The sequence below is a fragment of the Poseidonocella sp. HB161398 genome, from assembly GCF_005870025.1.
In the GTDB taxonomy this organism is placed as follows: domain Bacteria; phylum Pseudomonadota; class Alphaproteobacteria; order Rhodobacterales; family Rhodobacteraceae; genus Mangrovicoccus.
In genome coordinates, this window is record NZ_VATA01000023.1 from 82,148 (window position 1) to 100,718 (window position 18,571).

14 protein-coding genes are annotated in these 18,571 nt (G+C 68.4%); 4 read left to right on the forward strand and 10 right to left on the reverse strand.

Going from position 1 to position 18,571, the window contains the following annotated elements:
* Nucleotides 1-126: 126 nt before the first annotated feature.
* Together FGX59_RS18610 and FGX59_RS18615 are read right to left on the reverse strand one after the other, a co-directional pair.
* Entirely contained in the window at nt 127-510 is a 384-nt protein-coding gene (locus FGX59_RS18610; RefSeq protein ID WP_171060709.1) for a response regulator, read from the reverse strand.
* A complete protein-coding gene (locus FGX59_RS18615; RefSeq protein WP_240722558.1) occupies nt 491-3,919 on the reverse strand; it encodes a chemotaxis protein CheB in 3,429 nt (1,142 codons plus the stop codon). The genes FGX59_RS18610 and FGX59_RS18615 overlap by 20 nt, the downstream gene beginning before the upstream one ends.
* A gap of 97 nt (nt 3,920-4,016) precedes the next feature.
* On the opposite strand from FGX59_RS18615, the gene FGX59_RS18620 reads away from it, so the two are divergent.
* Both FGX59_RS18620 and FGX59_RS18625 read left to right on the forward strand, forming a co-directional pair.
* The gene (locus FGX59_RS18620; RefSeq protein ID WP_171060710.1) at nt 4,017-4,523 is read left to right on the forward strand and encodes a PAS domain-containing protein; all 507 of its coding nucleotides are present in this window, start codon (nt 4,017-4,019) and stop codon (nt 4,521-4,523) included.
* Nucleotides 4,524-4,629: 106 nt separating this feature from the next.
* A complete protein-coding gene (locus FGX59_RS18625; protein ID WP_138468635.1) occupies nt 4,630-5,319 on the forward strand; it encodes a DUF4396 domain-containing protein in 690 nt (229 codons plus the stop codon).
* A gap of 27 nt (nt 5,320-5,346) precedes the next feature.
* Here the strand turns inward: FGX59_RS18625 and FGX59_RS18630 are convergent, their stop codons facing one another.
* The 5 genes from FGX59_RS18630 to FGX59_RS18650 all read right to left on the reverse strand — a co-directional run bounded on the left by FGX59_RS18630 (nt 5,347) and on the right by FGX59_RS18650 (nt 10,596).
* A complete protein-coding gene (locus FGX59_RS18630; RefSeq protein ID WP_138468636.1) occupies nt 5,347-6,180 on the reverse strand; it encodes an ATP-binding cassette domain-containing protein in 834 nt (277 codons plus the stop codon).
* Complete coding sequence (locus FGX59_RS18635) at nt 6,177-7,016, reverse strand: ABC transporter ATP-binding protein (RefSeq protein WP_138468637.1); 840 nt, start codon at nt 7,014-7,016, stop codon at nt 6,177-6,179. The genes FGX59_RS18630 and FGX59_RS18635 overlap by 4 nt, the downstream gene beginning before the upstream one ends.
* Before the next feature lie 3 nt (nt 7,017-7,019).
* A complete protein-coding gene (locus FGX59_RS18640) occupies nt 7,020-7,925 on the reverse strand; it encodes an ABC transporter permease subunit (protein WP_138468638.1) in 906 nt (301 codons plus the stop codon).
* Nucleotides 7,922-8,929, reverse strand: coding sequence for an ABC transporter permease subunit (locus FGX59_RS18645; RefSeq protein WP_138468639.1), 1,008 nt, complete (start codon nt 8,927-8,929; stop codon nt 7,922-7,924). Before FGX59_RS18645 ends, FGX59_RS18640 begins: the two co-directional genes overlap by 4 nt.
* 62 nt (nt 8,930-8,991) lie before the next feature.
* Entirely contained in the window at nt 8,992-10,596 is a 1,605-nt protein-coding gene (locus tag FGX59_RS18650) for an ABC transporter substrate-binding protein (protein ID WP_138468640.1), read from the reverse strand.
* A gap of 361 nt (nt 10,597-10,957) precedes the next feature.
* On the opposite strand from FGX59_RS18650, the gene FGX59_RS18655 reads away from it, so the two are divergent.
* On the forward strand, nt 10,958-13,480 hold the full coding sequence (locus FGX59_RS18655; protein ID WP_138468641.1) for a cation:proton antiporter: 2,523 nt from the start codon (nt 10,958-10,960) through the stop codon (nt 13,478-13,480).
* Nucleotides 13,481-13,505: 25 nt separating this feature from the next.
* Here FGX59_RS18655 and FGX59_RS18660 read toward each other — a convergent pair whose 3' ends face one another.
* The 3 genes from FGX59_RS18660 to FGX59_RS18670 all read right to left on the reverse strand — a co-directional run bounded on the left by FGX59_RS18660 (nt 13,506) and on the right by FGX59_RS18670 (nt 17,100).
* On the reverse strand, nt 13,506-14,876 hold the full coding sequence (locus FGX59_RS18660) for an aspartate aminotransferase family protein (protein ID WP_138468642.1): 1,371 nt from the start codon (nt 14,874-14,876) through the stop codon (nt 13,506-13,508).
* A 33-nt stretch (nt 14,877-14,909) separates the two neighbouring features.
* Nucleotides 14,910-16,385 (reverse strand): NAD-dependent succinate-semialdehyde dehydrogenase, encoded by a 1,476-nt coding sequence (locus FGX59_RS18665; protein ID WP_138468643.1) that lies wholly within the window; start codon nt 16,383-16,385, stop codon nt 14,910-14,912.
* 238 nt (nt 16,386-16,623) lie between these two features.
* The gene (locus tag FGX59_RS18670) at nt 16,624-17,100 is read right to left on the reverse strand and encodes an Lrp/AsnC family transcriptional regulator (RefSeq protein ID WP_138468652.1); all 477 of its coding nucleotides are present in this window, start codon (nt 17,098-17,100) and stop codon (nt 16,624-16,626) included.
* A 219-nt stretch (nt 17,101-17,319) separates the two neighbouring features.
* Between FGX59_RS18670 and FGX59_RS18675 the strand changes: the two genes are divergently transcribed.
* Nucleotides 17,320-18,423, forward strand: a complete 1,104-nt coding sequence (locus FGX59_RS18675) for an AI-2E family transporter (RefSeq protein WP_138468644.1) — start codon at nt 17,320-17,322, stop codon at nt 18,421-18,423.
* Nucleotides 18,424-18,571 lie beyond the last annotated feature (148 nt).

An 18,571-nucleotide genomic window follows, 5' to 3' on the forward strand; every position in this document is an offset into this window, starting at 1 on the left:
TTGGAAGGGAAAACTACCACCGGTTGCAATTTCGGGTCAATCACGGATCCAGGACGGCCGATTATGTAACTTTCTGAAAACTCGCGTGAACAGCACAGCGCCCGACCCGGGGGCCCGGCGCGCCGGTCAGCCCAGCCGGTCCAGCGCCGCTGTCAGGGCGTTCTCGTGGATCGGTTTCGACAGGATGGTGTTGCCGTGGAATTCCTCGGGCAGCTGCGACATGCCGTAGCCGCTGGCGAAGACGACCGTGCCGCCGGCCTCCTCTATGCGGCGGGCGATCTCGAAGCTGGTCTCGCCATGGCCGAGATTGACATCCAGTATCGCCAGCCGGATCGGCTTGCGGTCGAGCAGCTCGCCCGCACTGCGCAGCGTGAAGGCGGTCGACACGTCGCTGAAGCCGCGCTCGGCAAGGATCTCGGCCATGTCGATGGCGACGAGAACCTCGTCATCGAGGCACAGGACGGGCAGCGTCTTGAGGTCGATCTTGAGGTCAGATGGGGCTGGGTGCAATCCGTGTGGCATTGTCGTAGGGCATCTCGATAGTGCAGGTAAGACCGTTGGCATGCCAGTCGAACGCAATCCTCCCCTCCAAGGTTCCCTCGATCATCGCATGAATCAGCGTCGTGCCGAATCCGTTGCCATCCGGCGCCACGATCTCGCCCTTGCAGGTCTCCGTCCAGACCAGCCGCAGCAGGTCGCCGTCGCCTTCGTCGACCCGCATCCAGCGGATCGCCAGATGCTCGCCTTCGGGCGAGAGCGCGCCGTATTTCGCGGCATTGGTCGCCAGCTCGTGCACCGTCAGGCCGATCGCCAGGCTCGCCCGCGCGTTCAGCCGCAGCTCGGGGCCGTGGAAGGAGATCGCCTCCTCGCCGTAGACATCGTGCAGCTCGGGGCGCAGCAGGTCGGTGATCCGCGTCGACTGCCAGTTGCCGTCGGTCAGCAGCGCATGGGTCCGCGCCATCGAGTCGATCCGGTCCGACAGGGTGCGCAGCACCAGCTTGGGGTCGCGGCGGTCGCGCTTGGCGCGGTTGATCAGCGCCTTGACGTTGGCCAGCATGTTCTTCACCCGGTGCTGCAGCTCCAGCATGATCCGGCGCAGCTGGTCCTCGGTCTCGCGCTGCTCGGTGATGTCGCGCACGTTGCAGCCGATCGCGGCGACCCCGCCATCCCCGGCCAGCGGATAGAAATCCACCACCCAGGCGCGGTCCTCGCCGGGAAAGACCGGGCTGGACCCGACCACTTCCATGCCGATCACCGCCTCTCCGGTCTCGGCCACCTGGTCCAGCGCGGCCACGATCTCGGCCGGGGCATTGGGGAACAGCATCTCCACCCGCGCGCCGACATGGGCCTTGGCCGGCAGGCCGTCTAGATCGGCCAGCGTCTGGTTCACCCGTCGGAACCGGTGCTCCAGATCGAACAGCGCCATGCCGATCGGGCTGGCGCCGTAGAGCTCCTCGACCTCGATCATCCGCCGCTGCGCCTCCTCGCGCGCGGCTTCCGCCTCGGAGGCGTAGCGGCGCAGGTCGGTCACGTCGACCAGGGTGAAGACCACGCCCTGAAGTGTGCCGGTCTCCTGGCGGCTCGGGGCGATCCGGGCAATCAGGTTGCGCGTGCCGTCAAGCGTCGCCAGCTCGATCTCGTCGAGCTCGCCGGCCAGCAGCGCCGAGCGGCAGCTCTCGATCAGCTCCTCGGCCGGGATCAGCGCGGCGATGTCCTCCAGCGGGCGGCCGAGATCGGCCTCGACGAAGCGGAAATAGTCCTGCGCGCGCGGCGTGAAGCGGCGCAGGTTCAGCGCGTCGTCGAGGAAGACCGTGGCCAGCCCGGTGGATTCCAGGAACCCCGCCAGGTCGCCGTTCACCGCGTTGAGCTGGGCGATGTTGGTCTGCAGCTCCTCGTTGATGGTCGAGAGCTCCTCGTTCGAGGATTGCAGCTCCTCGTTCATCGACATCATTTCCTCGTTGGAGCTCTTCAGCTCCTCGTTCGAGGTCTCGAGCTCCTCCACGGTCGAGCGGATCGTCTGGCGGGCATCGTCCAGCTCGTTCTCCAGCTCGCGCACATAGGCGTCGTCGCGCGCGGCGCTGGCGGTCAGCATCAGCGCGTCGGGATCGCCCGGGCCGAGCGTCTCGAAGAGCATGTACTTCTCGCCCGAGGCGAGCCGCTTCGCGGTCAGCAGGATCTTGCGCGGCGCGCCCTGGATCTCGATGGTCACCTCGGCCGAGACCGGGCTCTGCACGGCGGAGTCCTGATGCGCCAGCAGCCGCCGCACCGGCGCCACCAGCGGATCGATCGCCAGCGAGACCAGGTCGTAGCGCTGGTCGCCCGAGGGCACGCGCAGGTAGTCTTCCGCTCCGGGCGCGGCATAGCTGACCGCGTTCGACGGGCTCAGCACGACATAGGGCGGCACATGCGCCTCGAGGATCGCGCGCTCCACCTGGGCGCGGGGACCGTTGCCGCTGAGCGCCGGGGCCATTTCGCTGCCCATCCGCGGCTGGGTCTGCGACAGCCGGCCAAGCGGCAGGTCCAGCGGCCGCGACAGCTCGCTGTTGCGCCGGAAGATCCGCGTCGGGCCGTCGAAATCCTCGAACCGGTCGGACACGCCGGTGGGGTTCTCGGAGAGCCCCAGCATCAGGAAGCCGCCCGGGTTCAGCGCGTAGTGGAAGACATTCGCCGCCACCTTCTGCAGCTTCGGCTCGAAATAGATCGTCAGGTTGCGGCAGGAGACCAGGTCGAGCTTCGAGAAGGGCGGGTCCTTGATGACGCTCTGGTAGGAGAAGCGCACCATGTTGCGCAGCCGTTTGCCGACCTCGTAGCCCTCGGGGGTGGAGATGAAGTACTCCTGCAGGTAGGCCGCCGGGATCTCGTCCACGGCGGAGGCCGGGTAGAGGCCGCGCCGCGCCTGGGCCAGCGCGTGCTCGTCGATATCGGTGCCGAAGATCACCACCTGCGGATGGGCGCTGGTGCGCGACAGCTCCTCGCTGAGCAGCATCGCCAGGGTATAGGCCTCCTGCCCCGAAGAGCAGCCCGGCACCCAGATCCGCACCTCCTCGTCATGGCCGCGGCCCTTGAGGATCTGCGGCAGCACCGTGGTGCGCAGCTTGTCCCAGGCCTCGGGGTCGCGGAAGAAGCCGGTGACGTTGATCAGGACGTCATGGATCAGGCGCCGCGCCTCGTCGCGGTCGCGGATCAGCGTCTTGACGTAATCCGCCGGCGAGGCGATCCCCAGAACCGACATCCGCAGGCTCAGCCGCCGCATCAGCGTCGAGTGCTTGTAATGGGTGAAGTCGTGCCCCGTGTGGTAGCGGACATGCTTGAAGACGGTGTCGATGAATTCCCGGTCGCTCTCGATCGCCGGTTCCAGCCCGGACTTGCGGTCGAAGAAATCCGCCAGCGCGTCGACCATCTCCTCGGTGCGCAGGATCAGGTCCACGGCGCCGGTGGCGATGGCGCTCTTCGGCATGCCGTCATAGCGCGACTGCACCGGGTCCTGGGCGAAGACCAGCCCGCCGGCGGCCTTCAGAGCCTTGATCCCCTCGGCGCCGTCGCTGCCGGTGCCGGACAGCACGATGCCGACGGCGCGGTCGCCGCGGTCGCGCCCGAGGCTCTCGAAGAAGACGTCGATCGGGCGGCGCTGGCCGCGCGGGCTCTCGAAGCTGGCGAGCTTCAGCACGCCGTTCTCGATGGTCAGCGCCCGGCCCGGCGGGATCAGGTAGATGTTGCCCGGCTCCACCGCCATGTCCTGGTGGATGGTATGGACCGGCGTCTCGGTGCGCTTGCGCAGCAGATCCTGCAGCAGGCTCTCGTGGTCCGGGTCGAGATGCTGGACCAGAACCATCGCGATGCGGTGGTTCACCTGCAGCCGCGAAAACAGGTCCTGGAACGCCTCGAGCCCGCCCGCGGAGGCGCCGACCCCGACGATCACGCCTTCTCCGCGGCTGCCTGCCGCTTGTCCGCTTTCCGTTCCGTCCATATCTTCTCCGCAGCTCATCGCCAGACCGTCCAGAGGCTTACCTATATCAATGTCGATTGCCAGCAAGACGCGCCAGTTCATTCTTGCCGCCCGAATTCCCCTCACCCTCGCCGACACGACCCTGCCCGACGTGCCGCTCGTGCTCGCCAATGCCGCCTTCGAGGCGCTGACGGGCTATGACGCGGCCGAGGTCGAGGGGCGCAACTGCCGCTTTCTGCAGGGCGGCATCGAGCAGCCCGAGGCGCGCGACGAGATCCGCGCGGCCCTTGCCGCCGGACGCGAGCTGCAGGTCGTGCTGCGCAACCGCCGCCGCGACGGCAGCGAGTTCGACAACCTCCTCTTCATGTATCCCGTCGGCAAGGGGCTGTTCCTCGGCTCGCAATTCGAGCTGCCGCGCGTGGCGCGGATCGTCAGCTCGGTCGCGCGCCACCAGGAGATCGTCGGCATGGCCAATTCGCTGGCCGAGGAGATCGCGGGGCAGCGGCTGAAGCTGAACCGCAATTCCTCCGACGCGCTGGCCCAGACAGTGCGGACCTGGATGCGCCACGGCCGCTGAACCCGCCGGAGGGAAATCCGCCCGAAACCTGCCGGCCCTTCCATGCGTTGAGCCCCGGGACCGCCGCGCGGTCCCGCTGTTGCGTTCGTGCATGAAGGTAATCCGGATGATCCCTCTCCCGCTGACCGTTCTGTCCCTTGCCGCCCTCGCCGGCGGACTCGCCTCCGCCGCCGCCATGGCCCGCCGGGTGATCCGCCACCCGCCGCACATGAAGGTCATGGTGCTGGTCTGGCCGCTCTGCGCGCTCTTCGCCGGGCCGCTGGTCCTGTGGTTCCACGCCCGCTACGGGCACGGCCATGCCAGCGAGGACACGCCCTTCGCGGCGGTGGTGGCCAAGGGCACGCTGCATTGCGGGGCGGGCTGCACGCTGGGCGACATCCTCGCCGAGACGCTGGCCCTGCTCGTTCCGGCCGTGCTGGTCCCGTTCGGCTATCCGGGGCTCTTCGGGAACCGCATCTTCGCCGTCTGGGGGCTGGATTTCGTCTTCGCCTTCGCGCTGGGGCTGGCCTTCCAGTATTTCGCCATCGCGCCGATGCGCGGGCTCGGGCTGAAGGACGGCCTGCGGGCCGCGCTGAAGGCCGATGCCGCCTCGCTCGCCGCCTGGCAGATCGGCATGTACGGCGCCATGGCCGTCGCCCATTTCGCGGTCTTCCCGCGGATCGCGCCGGGGGCGGAGGTAACCGCCGCCGACCCGCTTTTCTGGTTCGCCATGCAGATCGCCATGATCGCGGGCTTCTGCACGGCCTATCCGGTCAATGCCTGGCTGATCCGCGCCGGGATCAAGGAGCGGATGTGAGCCCCGCCCTGGCGGGGCCCGCAGGGCTCAGGAGGCCAGCCGCGCCTTGCGCCGCGCGACGCGGGCGCGGATCGCCTCGATATCGGTGACCGGCGTCGCGGCGAAGAGCTGCCTGGTATAGGGGTGCTGCGGATCGGCGAAGAGCGCCTCGCGGCTGCCCTGCTCCACCACCTCGCCCTTGTTCATCACCATCACCTCGTCGGCGAGGAAGCGCACCACCGAGAGGTCGTGCGAGATGAAGACATAGGTCAGGCCGAATTCCTGCTGCAGCTCGCCCAGCAGGTTCAGCACCTGCGCCTGCACCGACAGGTCGAGCGCCGAGACCGGCTCGTCGAGCACGAGGAGCGCGGGGTTCAGCATGATCGCCCGCGCGATGGCGATCCGCTGCCGCTGCCCGCCCGAGAACATGTGCGGATAGCGGTTGAAATGCTCGGGCCCCAGCCCCACGCGCTTCAGCATCGCCTCCGCCCGGTCATGCCGCTCGGAGGCGGGCATGTCCGTGTTCAGCATCAAGGGCTCCATCAGCACGTCGCCGATCTTCTGGCGCGGGTTGAGGCTGCCATAGGGGTTCTGGAACACCATCTGCACCTTGGAGCGCAGCGCGGGCGGCACCCGGCCGCTGCCGATGGCGACCGGCTCGCCCTGGATCCGCAGCGTGCCGCCCGAGGCCGGGTCGATCAGCGCGATGATCCGCGCCAGCGTCGACTTGCCCGAGCCCGACTCGCCGACGATGGCCAGGGTCTTCCCCTGCTCCACCGAGAAGCTCGCGCCCTTCACCGCCCGCAGCATCTTCGGCTTGCCGAACATGCCGGCGGAGATCACGTAGTCCTGGGTCAGGCTCTCGCCTTCGACGACGATCATCGCGGGGCCTCCTCGATCAGGAAATCGGAGACGGTGGGCAGCCTGCCATCCACCGCATTCTCGGGCAGCGCTGACAGCAGCGCCCTGGTGTAGGGATGCTTCGGCGCCTCGAAGAGCGTCAGCACGTCGGCCTCCTCCATGCGCTTGCCCTTGTACTGCACGACCACGCGGTCGGCGGTCTCGGCGACGACGCCCATGTCGTGGGTGATGAGGATCAGCCCCATCCCCTGCTCTTCCTGCAGTGTCATCAGCAGGTCGAGGATCTGCTTCTGGATCGTCACGTCGAGCGCGGTGGTCGGCTCGTCGGCGATCAGGAGCCGCGGCTTGGTGGCGATCGCCATCGCGATCATCACCCGCTGGCACTGCCCGCCCGACATCTGGTGGGGATAGCTCTTCAGCCGCCGCTCTGGCTCGGGGATGCCGACCGCCTGGAACAGCTCCAGCGCGCGGGCCTTCGCCTCGCGCGAGGACAGCCCGGCATTCAGCCGCAGCACCTCCTCGATCTGGAACCCGGCCGTGTAGGACGGATTCAGCGAGGCGATCGGCTCCTGGAAGATCATGGTGATCTCGCGGCCGATCAGGCGGCGGCGCTCGGCCGCGCTCATCGTCAGCATGTCGCGCCCGTCGAAGGTCATCTCGTCGGCCGTGACCGTGGCGGTGTCCGGCAGCAGCCCCATGACGGCGAGCATCGAGACCGACTTGCCCGAGCCCGACTCGCCGACGATGGCCAGCACCTCGCGGGCATCGACATGGACGTCGATCCCGTCGACGGCGGTGAAGCTGCCGGTGGAGGTGGCGAAGCGGACGGTGAGGTTGCGGATGGTCAGAAGGGACATGGCTCAGCTCCGCTTCAGCTTGGGATCGAGCGCGTCGCGCAGCCCGTCGCCCATCAGGTTGATCGCCAGCACCGAGACCAGGATCGCCAGGCCCGGCAGCGTCACCACCCACCAGGCGCGCAGGATGAATTCCCGCGCCTCGGCCAGCATCGTGCCCCATTCGGGCGCCGGCGGCTGCGCGCCCATGCCCAGGAAGCCGAGCGCGGCGGAGTCGAGCACCGCCGAGGAGAAGCTCAGCGTCGCCTGCACGATCAGCGGCGCCAGGCAGTTCGGCAGGATGGTCTTGAACATCAGCCGCATGCGGCCGGCGCCCGCGACCTGCGCGGCGGTGACGTATTCGCGGTTCTTCTCGGCCATCACCGCGGCGCGGGTCAGGCGCGCGAAATGCGGCTGGTAGACGATGGCGATGGCGATCATCGCATTGGTCAGCCCCGGCCCCAGCACGGCGACGAGCACCAGCGCCAGCAAGAGCGACGGGAAGGCCAGGATCACGTCCATCACCCGCATCAGCACGGCATCGACCCAGGCGCCGAAGAACCCGGCCAGCAGCCCGATCAGGATGCCGCCGACCAGCGCGATCGAGACGACGACGATGCCGATGAAAAGCGAGTAGCGCGCGCCGAAGATCAGCCGCGAGAGGATGTCGCGCCCGACTGCATCTGTGCCCAAGAGGTACTCGGCGCTGCCTTCCGCGGTCCAGGCCGGCGGCACCAGCAGCGCGTCGCGGTACTGCAGGATCGGGTCATGCGGCGCCAGCAGCGGCGCGAAGACCGCCGTGAGGACCAGGAGGACGAAGACGGCAAGCCCGGCGACGGCGCCGCGGTTCTGGCGGAAGTAGAACCAGAACTCGGCCAGCATCCGGCGGCGGATCGTCCAGGTGGATAGACGTTCGGGGGTCATGTCGGTCATTTGTGCCGGATCCTCGGATTGATGAGCCCGTAGGTCAGGTCGACGATCAGGTTCACGATCATCACGATGGCGGCGATCATCAGCAGGCCCGACTGCACCACCGGGTAGTCGCGGCGCGAGATGCTGTCGATCATCCACTTGCCGATGCCCGGCCAGGAGAAGATCGTCTCGGTCAGGATCGCGCCGGCCATCAGCACGCCGACCTGCAGGCCGATCGTGGTGATGACAGGGATCATCGCGTTCCTCAGCGCATGGACGGAGACGACGCGGCGCTGGGTCAGGCCCTTGGCGCGGGCGGTGCGGACATAGTCCTCGCCCATCACCTCGAGCATGGCCGAGCGGGTCTGCCGCGCGATCACCGCGAGCGGGATCGTCGCCAGCACGACCGAGGGCAGGATCAGGTGGCTGACCGCGGAGGCGAAGGCGCCCTCCTGCCCCGAGAGCAGGCTGTCGATCAGCATGAAGCCGGTGACGTTGTCGAAATAGTAGAGCAGCGAGATCCGCCCAGAGACCGGGGTCCAGCCGAGCGTGCCCGAGAAGAAGATGATCAGCAGCAGCCCCCACCAGAAGATCGGCATCGAGAAGCCCACCAGCGCCCCGGTCATCGAGATCTGGTCGAAGAGCGAGCCGCGCTTGATCGCGGCGATGACGCCGACCGGCACGCCCACGAGCGTGGCGATCAGGATGGCGCAGACGGCCAGCTCCACCGTCGCCGGGAACAGCGCCAGGAACTCGCCGAGCACCGGCTTCTTGGTGACGAGCGACGTGCCCAGGTCGCCGTGGAAGAGCCGTCCGAGGAAGTCGAGATACTGCACCAGGAAGGGCCGGTCATAGCCCAGCTGCGCCGAGAGCTCGGCATGGCGTTCCGGAGAGATCCCCCGTTCGCCGGCCATCAGCAGCACCGGATCGCCGGGCAGCACCCGCACGAAGCCGAAGGCGACGATGGTGATGCCGATGAAGGTCGGGACCAGGTAGAGCAGCTTTGCGAGAAGAAATCGGAGCATGCGTCCTCCATGAAATCGGGCGCGCCCCGCGGACGCGCCCGGCAAGTGTCAGGAAACCGGATTTACTCGGTGATGTCGACGGTTTCGAAGGTGAAGTCGCCCAGCGGGCTCATCACGAAGCCTTCGACATTGGCGCGCATCGGCACGTACTGGGTCGAATGCGCGATGGTGGCCCAGGGGGCCTGGTCCTTGAACACGACCTGCGCCTCTTCGTAGAGCTTGGTGCGCTCGGCCTGGTCCTGCACCTGCTTGGCGCGGGTGATCAGGTCGGAGAACTCGTCGTCGCACCACTGCGCGCGGTTCGAGCCGCCGTCGCCGGTCGCGGCGCAGCTGAGCAGCACGGCCAGGAAGTTGTCGGGATCGCCGTTGTCGCCGGTCCAGCCCAGGATCACCGCGCCCTCGCGGGACGGATCGGTCGATTTCTTCAGGTACTCGCCCCATTCATAGGAGACGATTTCCACTTCGACGCCGATCTCGGCGAAATCGGCCTGCATCAGCTCGGCCGTGCGGCGGGCATTGGGCATGTAGGGGCGCTGCACCGGCATCGCCCAGATCTGCATCTTCAGCCCCTCGACGCCTTCCTCGGCCAGCATCGCCTTGGCGGCCTCGGGATCGTAGGGATCGTCCTCGATCGCGTCGTTATAGGACCACATGGTCGGCGGGATCGGGTTCTTGGCGACCTGGCCCGCGCCCTGGAAGACCGCGTCGATGATCGCCTGCTTGTTCATCGCCATGTTCAGCGCCTTGCGGACCTTCGGATTGTCGAAGGGCGGCACGGTGGTGTTGTAGGCCAGATAGGCGACGTTCAGGCCCGGCTGGCTGTCGAGCTTGAGGTTCGGGTCGGACTTGATGTCCGCCAGGTCGGCCGGCGAGGGATAGGGCATCAGGTGGCATTCGCCGGCCTTCAGCTTCTGCAGCCGCACCGAGGCGTCGGGCGTGATCGCGAAGACCAGGTCGTCGATCTTCGGCGCCTCGCCGTAGTAGTCGGCGTTCTTCTTGTAGCGGATCACCGCGTCCTTCTGGTAGGCGACGAAGCTGAACGGGCCGGTGCCGATCGGCTTGTTGTTGAAATCCTCGGTCGTGCCCGCGTCAGCCAGCGCGTCGGCATATTCGGCCGAGACGATCGAGGCGAAGGGCATGGCGAGGTTGGCCATGAAGGGCGCCTCGGGACGGGTCAGGGTGAATTTCACCGTGTAGTCGTCGATCTTCTCCATCGAGGCGATCAGGTCGCCCATTTCCATCGCGGAGAAGTACTCGTAGGTCATCCCCGGCAGGTAGGCGTGCCAGGGATTGTCCGCATTGCCCTGGCGGTCGAAGGAGAAGATCACGTCATCGGCGTTGAAGTCGCGCGACGGGGAGAAGGCGTCGTTCGACTGCCATTTCACGCCCTGGCGCAGATGGAAGGTGATCTCCAGCCCGTCCTCGGAGATATCCCAGCTCTCGGCCAGATCCGGGATCACCTCGGTGGTGCCCTTCTTGAACTGCACCAGCTTCGAGAAGATCGGATGGGCCGAGGCGTCGAAGGTCGTGCCTGCGGTATAGGGCGCGGGATCGAAGCCCTCCGGAGAGGCTTCGGAACAGTAGATGAAGGTCTTGGCGGAGACCGGCGCAGCAGCGCAGAGCGCCAGCGCGGAGACCGCGGCCAGGCGGCGGACGAGACGGTACATGGGTTATCCTTTCACTCTCTGTTGTGCGCGGGAAGCAGGGCTGGCCTCGTACTGCGGACCGTCTCCTCATATTCCCCCTTCCCGCTGTGTCCCGAATCTTGAGCGATTGGTCAATCTTTGACGCCGCGCAACCGCGGGAAATCGGGGAGGACCGGCCGAAAGTCGCTTTTCCGGGCGGCGGGCCGCGCCAGCCCCGGCCGGCGGCGGAAACCCGCGCCGGCCCGCCGACCGGGCGGTCTAGCCGCAGGCCCGGGCGCGTCGCGGGGGAGGCGCTTTGTCTCCGGCGCCCCTATATTGCTCCGCACAGGGTCCGGTCCCGGACACGATCAAGCAGCTTTCTGGAACGGATTTCTCGACGCACATGGAGATCGTCGCACTTACCACCATCACCGCCGGCCTGTTTCTCGTCGTCGGCCTGTCCGAGCCCCTGGCAGAGCGGCTCCGGCTCCCCTTTAGCGTGATCCTGGCAATTGTCGGGATCCTGATCAGCTTCGGCTCGGCGACCTTCCTGCAGCTGGATTTCGCCAATTCGCTGAACTTCATCGCGGCCTATCTGAACGACCTGCCGATCCGCGCGAATGCCTTCCTCTACATCTTCCTGCCGACGCTGATCTTCCAGGTGACGCTGGGCATGGACATCCGGCGGATCCTCGACGACTGGGTGCCGATCCTGCTCCTGGCGGTGGTCGCGGTGGTGGTCTCGACGCTCTTCATCGGCGGCGCGCTCTACTGGATGGGGATCACCTCGCTGATGGTCGGGCTGCTGGTCGGCTCGGTGGTCTCGACCACGGACCCCTCGGCCGTGGCCAGCATCTTCCGCTCGCTCTCGGCGCCCAAGCGGCTGGGCCGGATCATCGAGGGCGAGAGCCTCCTGAACGACGCCGCCGCGATCGCGCTCTTCGGGCTCTTCATCACCTACGTGATGGTCGGCATGCCCGACCCGACCGTCGGCGCCGCGCTGGAGCAGTTTCCCTACCTGATCGCCGGCGGCGCGATGGCGGGCTGGATCATGGCGCGGATTGGCGTCTGGCTGATGGCGCTGCTGAACCGCTTCGAGCTGGCGCAGGTCAGCGTCTCGGTCTCGCTGCCCTACCTCTCCTACGTCATCGCCGAGCAGTTCCTCACCGCCTCGGGCGTGATCGCCGTGGTGATCTGCGGGCTGACGCTGAACTTCGCCGGGCCCGGACGGATCGACCCGGCGCGCTGGAACAAGCTGACCGAGGTCTGGGACATCCTCGCCCACTGGGCCGGGGCGCTGATCTTCGTGCTGGCCGCCATCCTGATCCCCGATCTGATGGCCACCGCGACCTGGGTCGATGCCGGCTATGTCGCCGTCGTCGCCCTGGCCGCCTTCGCCGCGCGCGGGGTGGTGCTGTTCCTGCTCCTGCCGGCGCTGACCCTGGCGAAGGTCTCGCCCAAGGTGGAGACCCCCTACAAGGTGGCGATCCTCTGGGGCGGGCTGCGCGGCGCGGTCACCCTGGCGCTGGCGCTGGCGGTGACCGAGAACGCCCGGGTGCCCGATGCCACGCAGCGCGTTGTGGGCATCCTGGCCACCGGCTACACGCTCTTCACGCTGATCGTGCAGGGCACCACGCTGCGCACCGTGATCGGCTGGCTGAAGCTCGACCGGCTCTCGCCGATCGACACGGCGCTGTCCAAGCAGGTGGTCGCGGTCGCCCTGCAATCCGTGCGCGAGCGCGTCGCCGTGGCGACCGAGAACTACGACCTGACCCGCGACATCGCCCGCGCCGAGGCCAAGGAATTCGGCGAGAGGCTCGACCGGGCGGTCGAGGCCGCGGAGGGCGAGGAGGGCATCGGCGACCGCGACCGCATCACGCTGGGCCTGATCGCGCTGGCCGGGCACGAGCGCGACCTGGTCGACCGCGGCTTCGAGGCGGGGCTGATCTCCTCGCGGGTCTACGAGCAGGCGCGCGGGCTCTCTGCGCATGTGATGGAGGCCACCCGCACCGGCGGGCGCTCGGGCTACCGTGCCGCCTACCGCCGGGGGCTGGGCTTCAACGACTGGTTCCGCCTGGCGGTGGCGCTCGACAACCGCACCCGGATCTCGCGCCCGCTGGCCAACCTGACGGCCAACCGCTTCGAGTTCCTGCTCGGCCAGCGGCTGGTGATGAAGGGGCTGCACGATTTCATCGACACCCGCATCCGCCGCATCCACCGCCGCCGCGTGGCCGAGCTGCTGCACGAGCTGGTGGACCGACGGATCGAGACGGTGGAACAGGCGCTGGAGGGGCTGAAGCTGCAGTATCCCGGCTATGCCGAGGAGCTGGAGCGCAAGTTCATCCGCCGCATCTCGCTCCGGCTGGAGCGCGGCGAGATGGACGACCTGCTGGAAGAGGGGCTGATCGGGCCGGAGCTGCACCAGACCCTGGTGGCGCGGATCGAGGGGCTCCTGGCGCGCGAGCGGGTGCGTCCGAAGCTCGACCTGACGCTGCGGCGCGCCGACCTGGCGCGGCAGCTGCCGCTCTTCGCGGATCTCGACGACAAGACGGTGAAGCGGCTCGGCCGATCGATGCTGACCCGCTATGCCGGGCCGGGCGAGCTGGTGCGGCGGCGCACCGACACGCCGCGCTCGGTCTTCTTCATCGCCTCGGGGGCGGTCGAGGTGCGCAGCCCCAAGCAGACCTACCGCCTGGGGCGCGGCGACATGTTCGGCCAGATCGCGATGCTGACCGGGCGCAAGTTCCGCGGCGACGTCACCGCCATCGCGCCGACCACCATGCTGGTGCTCGACGAGACGCGGTTCCTGAAGATCCTGCGCAAGAACAAGTCCGTGCGCGACGCGATCATGAAGACCGCGGAAGAGCGCGAGCTGACCGAGGAGGGCTGGGAGCGGCTGCGGATGCTGGTCGGCACCGCGGAGTAGTCCGCCCCCTGCCCGCGCCGAGGCCTCAGCCGAGCACGGCGGCCACGCTCTTCGCCGTGGCGGCCGCGATGCGGTCGGCCTCGGCCTCGGTCAGGCAGAAGGGCGGCGCGAAGCCAAGGATGTCGCCCTCGGGCATCGCCCGGCCGATCACCCCCTCGCCTGCCAGCGCGGTGGCGATGGCCGGGCCGACCTTGCGGGCCGGATCGAAGAAGGCGCGCGCGTCGCGGTCCTCGACGAATTCCACCGCGCACATCAGCCCCTCGCCGCGGATCTCGCCGACATTGGCGTGATCCCCCAGCGCGTCGCGCAGCGCGCCCTGGAAATAGGCGCCGACCTTGCCGGCCTGCTCCACGAGGTTCAGCTCGTCGATCAGCTTGAGGTTCGCGACGCCCGCCGCGGCGCCGATCGGGTGGGCCGAATAGGTCCAGCCATGGCCGATCGGTCCGTTCTCGTCAGTGCCCTGCTCCAGCACCTTCCACATCCTGTCGCCGACGATCGAGCCCGAGAGCGGCGCATAGGCCGAGGTCAGCCCCTTGGCGATGGTGATCAGGTCGGGCTTCAGCCCGTAATGGTCGGAGCCGAACATCGAGCCGAGGCGGCCGAAACCGGTGACGACCTCGTCGGCGACCAGCAGGATGTCATGCTTCTCCAGGACCGCCTGGATCGCTTCCCAGTAGCCTGCGGGCGGCGGCACGATGCCCCCGGTGCCCAGCACCGGCTCGCCGATGAAGGCCGCGATCGTTTCGGCGCCCTCGCGCGCGATCAGCGCCTCGAGCTCGGCGACGCAATGCGCGGTGAACTCCGCCTCGCTCTGCGCGGTGTCGGCGCGGCGGTAGTAGTAGGGCGCCTCGGTATGGATCACCTGCGCCAGCGGCAGGTCGAACTTCTTGTGGAAGAGCCCCAGCCCGGTGAGCGAGCCGGTCATCAGCCCCGAGCCGTGATAGCCGCGCCAGCGCGAGATGATCTTCTTCTTCTCCGGACGGCCGAGGATGTTGTTGTAGTACCAGATCAGCTTGATGTTGGTCTCGTTGGCATCCGAGCCGGAGAGGCCGAAATAGACCTTCGACATGTGCGACGGCGCGCGGTCGAGCACCATCTGCGCCAGCGTGATCGAGGCCTCGGTGCCGTGGCCGACATAGGCGTGGTAATAGGCCAGCTCCTTCGCCTGCTCGGCGATCGCCTCGGCGATCTCCGGCCGGCCGTAGCCCACGTTCACGCAGTAGAGCCCGGCAAAGGCGTCGAGCAGCTCGCGGCCGTCGCGGTCGACGATGGTCGAGCCCTGCGCGGTCTTGATGATCCGGCTCGGGGTCTCGCCGCGGGCGTGCTGGGCGAGATGGGTCGAGGGGTGGAAGAAGCTCTCCCGGTCCCATTTGGCGAGCTGGTCATTGGTCAGCATGTCATATCCTCTTTCGCTATCGGTTGCAGCCCGTCATGCCCAGTCGCGGCAGACGTACTTGATTTCCATGAAGTCCTGCATGCCCGCGCGGGCGCCTTCGCGGCCCAGCCCGGACTGCTTGACGCCGCCGAAGGGGATCGGCGCGCCGGTGACCTTGGTGCGGTTGACCGCCACCATGCCGTATTGCAGCGCCCGGCTGAGCCGGTAGATGCGCCGCGGATCCATCGCATGCACATAGGCGACGAGCCCGTATTCGCTGTCATTCGCGCGGGCGACGGCCTCTTCCTCGGTGTCGAAGGGCAGGACCGGCGCCACCGGGCCGAAGGTCTCCTCGCGCAGGATCGCGGCCTCCGCCGGAACATCCGCCAGCACGGTCGGCTCGAAGAAGAGCGGGCCGAGCGGGCTGACCTTGCCGCCGCAGGCGAGCTTGGCGCCCTTGGCGAGCGCGTCGGCGACATGCGCCTGCTGCTTGGCGATGGCGGCGGCATTCATCAGCGGGCCGATATCGGGATCGTCCATGCCGCGCCCCAGCGTCAGCGCCTTCACCGCGGCGGTGAACTTCTCGCAGAAGGCGTCATAGACCGGGCGCTGGACATAGATGCGGTTGGCGCCCAGGCAGTCCTGGCCCGAGGTGGCGAATTTCGCCTTCACGGTCTCGGCCACGGCGCGGTCGAGATCGGCCTCGGCGAAGACGATCACCGGCGCGTGGCCGCCGAGCTCCAGCACCAGCTTCTTCACCGTCTCTGCGGACTGGCGGTAGAGGAGCCGCCCGACCTCGGTCGAGCCGGTGAAGCTGAGCGCGCGCACCCGTGCATCGCCGGTCCAGGCGCCGACGATCTCGGGCGCATGGCCGGTGATGACGTTGAAGACGCCCGCGGGCATGCCCGCGCGCTCGGCCAGTTCCGCCAGCGCCAGCGCGCTGAACGGGGTCTCGGCCGAGGGATGCGCGACGACGGTGCAGCCCGCGGCCAGCGCCGCGGCGGCCTTGCGGGTCAGCATCGCCGAGGGGAAGTTCCAGGGCGTGACGAGGGCGGCAACGCCGACCGGCTCCAGCCAGAGCTCCATCTCGGCATCGGGCAGATGCGAGGTGACGCTCTCGATATTGGGCCGCTTGGCCTCCTCTGCATAGTATTCGATGAAGGCCGCGGCATAGTCGATCTCGCCGCGGGCCTCGGAGACCGGCTTGCCCTGCTCGAGCACCATGATCCGCGCCAGATCCTCCTTCGCCCCGAGCATCAGCCCGTGCCAGCGGTTCAGGATCGCGGCGCGCTCGTGCGGCAGGAGCCGCGACCAGGCCGGGAAGGCGTCGTCGGCCGCATCCACGGCCTGGCGCGCCTGCGCGGCATCGAGCGCGGCGACATCGCCCAGATGGGCGCCATTGGCGGGATCGGTGACGGCGAAGCTGGCCCCGGAGGTGCCCGAAGTCCATTTGCCGCCGAGATAGGAAAATGAGCGCAGAAGGCGCTTGTCGCCGATATCCGGCCGGGCCGAGATCGCAGTGTCGAGCATGGCAGGGTCTCCTTTCCCCGGCAGAATGGCCTGCGGCGGGCAGAGATGGAGACCGGATATCCTCCGCCGGCAGGCGGTCCGGACTGCGCAGAGGGCGCCTGGCAGGCCGGATGGGCTGGCGCAGGGCCCGGCCGCGGCAAGGCGCGACTCGGCCGCCCGCAGCGCCCCTGCCCCGGCCTCCGCCGGATCGGGCCAGCCCGCCGCTCCGGCGGCAGCGTGCCTGTCCGGCCGGGCAGGCTCAGCCGCCCGAGAGCAGCTCCAGGGGCGGCAGGCCGCCGCCCTTCACCTGCTTCGTCACCACATAGGTGAAGTAGCGCGCGATCCCGATCCGCTGGTCGAGCAGCGCATCGATCAGCCGCTGGTAGGCGTCGACATCGCGGGTCACGATCTGCAGCAGGTAGTCGAAGCCGCCGCCGAGCGCCCAGCAGGCGGTGATCTCGTCATGGCCGCCCACTGCGGCCTCGAAGCGGCGGAAGCTGGCCTGGGTGTGATCGGCGAGCTCGGCGGCCACGAAAACCGTGACGGAGGGGCCGAGGGCGCGCAGGTTGATCTCGGCGCGGTAGCCCTCGATCAGCCCGGCGCGCTCTAGCTTGCGCAGCCGCTCCCAGGCGGGGGTCGGCGACAGGCCGACCTTCTCGGCCAGGGCGGCCTTCGAGATCCGCCCCTCTCGCGCGAGCACGCGCAGGATCTCGATGTCGCGGGCGTCGAGCTTGATCACGGGCGCGGTCCTCCGGCTGTTCGGGCCTCTCCCTCCCGCCCTAGCCCGGGCAGGCGGGGCGCTGCAATGCCCGCCTGCCCCGCCGCCGCCCCGGACCGGGCGCCGCAGGCGCGGGACCGGCGCTTGCGGGCGGGTCTGCCCGCAGGATAGGCTCGGCCGGGATCCGTCCCGGCAGGGGCCGGATCCGCACCTTCCCGAAACAGCCGAGTGGCCTCGATGACCGGTTCGCCCAGACTTCTCCAGACCATCTTCCTGTCGCTCGGCACCGCGCTGATGGCCGGCTGGATCCTGATCATCGGCAAGGCGGTGATCGTGCCGGTGCTGGCGGCGGTGATCGCGGTCTACGTGCTGATCAACGGCGCCGCCTGGCTGCGGCGCTGGACGGTGCTGCGCCGCTGCCCCGGATGGCTGCTGCATACCGCGATCCTGGCGGCCTTCGTGATCGGGCTGTTCTCGATGGCGGCGGTGGTGGCGGTGACGCTGGAGGAGATGGTCGACCGCGCCCCGGCCTACCAGCGCAACCTCGAGGCGCTGGCCGTGCGGCTGGCGGGCACCTTCGGCGCCGAAAGCGATCCGACCTGGGACGACCTGCGCGGCATGATCTTCGGCCAGCTCGACCTGCCCTCGCGCATCGGCGCGCTCTTCGCCTCGCTGACGAGCGTCCTGGGCTCCGTCTTCGTCGTGATCATCTATGCCGGCTTCCTGATGGGCCAGTGGCCGAGCTTCCCCGGCAAGATCGCCGACGCCTTCGGCGCCGAGGGCAAGGGCGCCTGGGTGCTGGAGATCGGCGGCGAGATCAACCGCAAGATCGGCGACTACCTGACCGTGAAGACGCTGGTGAACATCGTCCTCGGCCTGCTCTGCTACGGCGTGCTCTGGGCCGTCGGAGTGGATTTCGCGCTGTTCTGGGCGGTCTGCATCGGGCTGCTGAACTACATTCCCTACCTGGGCTCCTGGCTGGGGGTGATGCTGCCGGTGATGCTCTCCTTCGCGCAGTTCGGCGAGATCTGGCGGACGCTGCTGCTGACGGCGCTCCTGACGGCGATGCAGATCTTCGTCGGCTCTGTGCTGGAGCCGCGCTGGATCGGGCGGCAGCTGAATCTCTCGCCCTTTGTCGTGATCCTGGCCCTGTCCTTCTGGTCGGCGCTCTGGGGCATCCCGGGGGCGATCCTCGCGGTGCCGCTGACCAGCGTTCTCGTCATCATTTTCAACGAGTTCCCCGGAACGCGGCCGATCGCGGTGCTGATTTCGGACGTGGCCCAGCGAGAGGCCCGCGCGTCCGGATCCGGACCGGCTGCGGCGGCGGACCAGCCGGGCTGAGCAGCGGCCCCGGGGCGGTCCGGGACGACGGAAAGGGTTTTTTCATCCAAAGGGCCTAGGCTCAGGACTCGTTCCGACTCACAGCCAGAAGATGACGGTTGCGGCGAGTGCGATCGCCGAGAAGAAGGTCTTCGGGCATCGGTCGTAC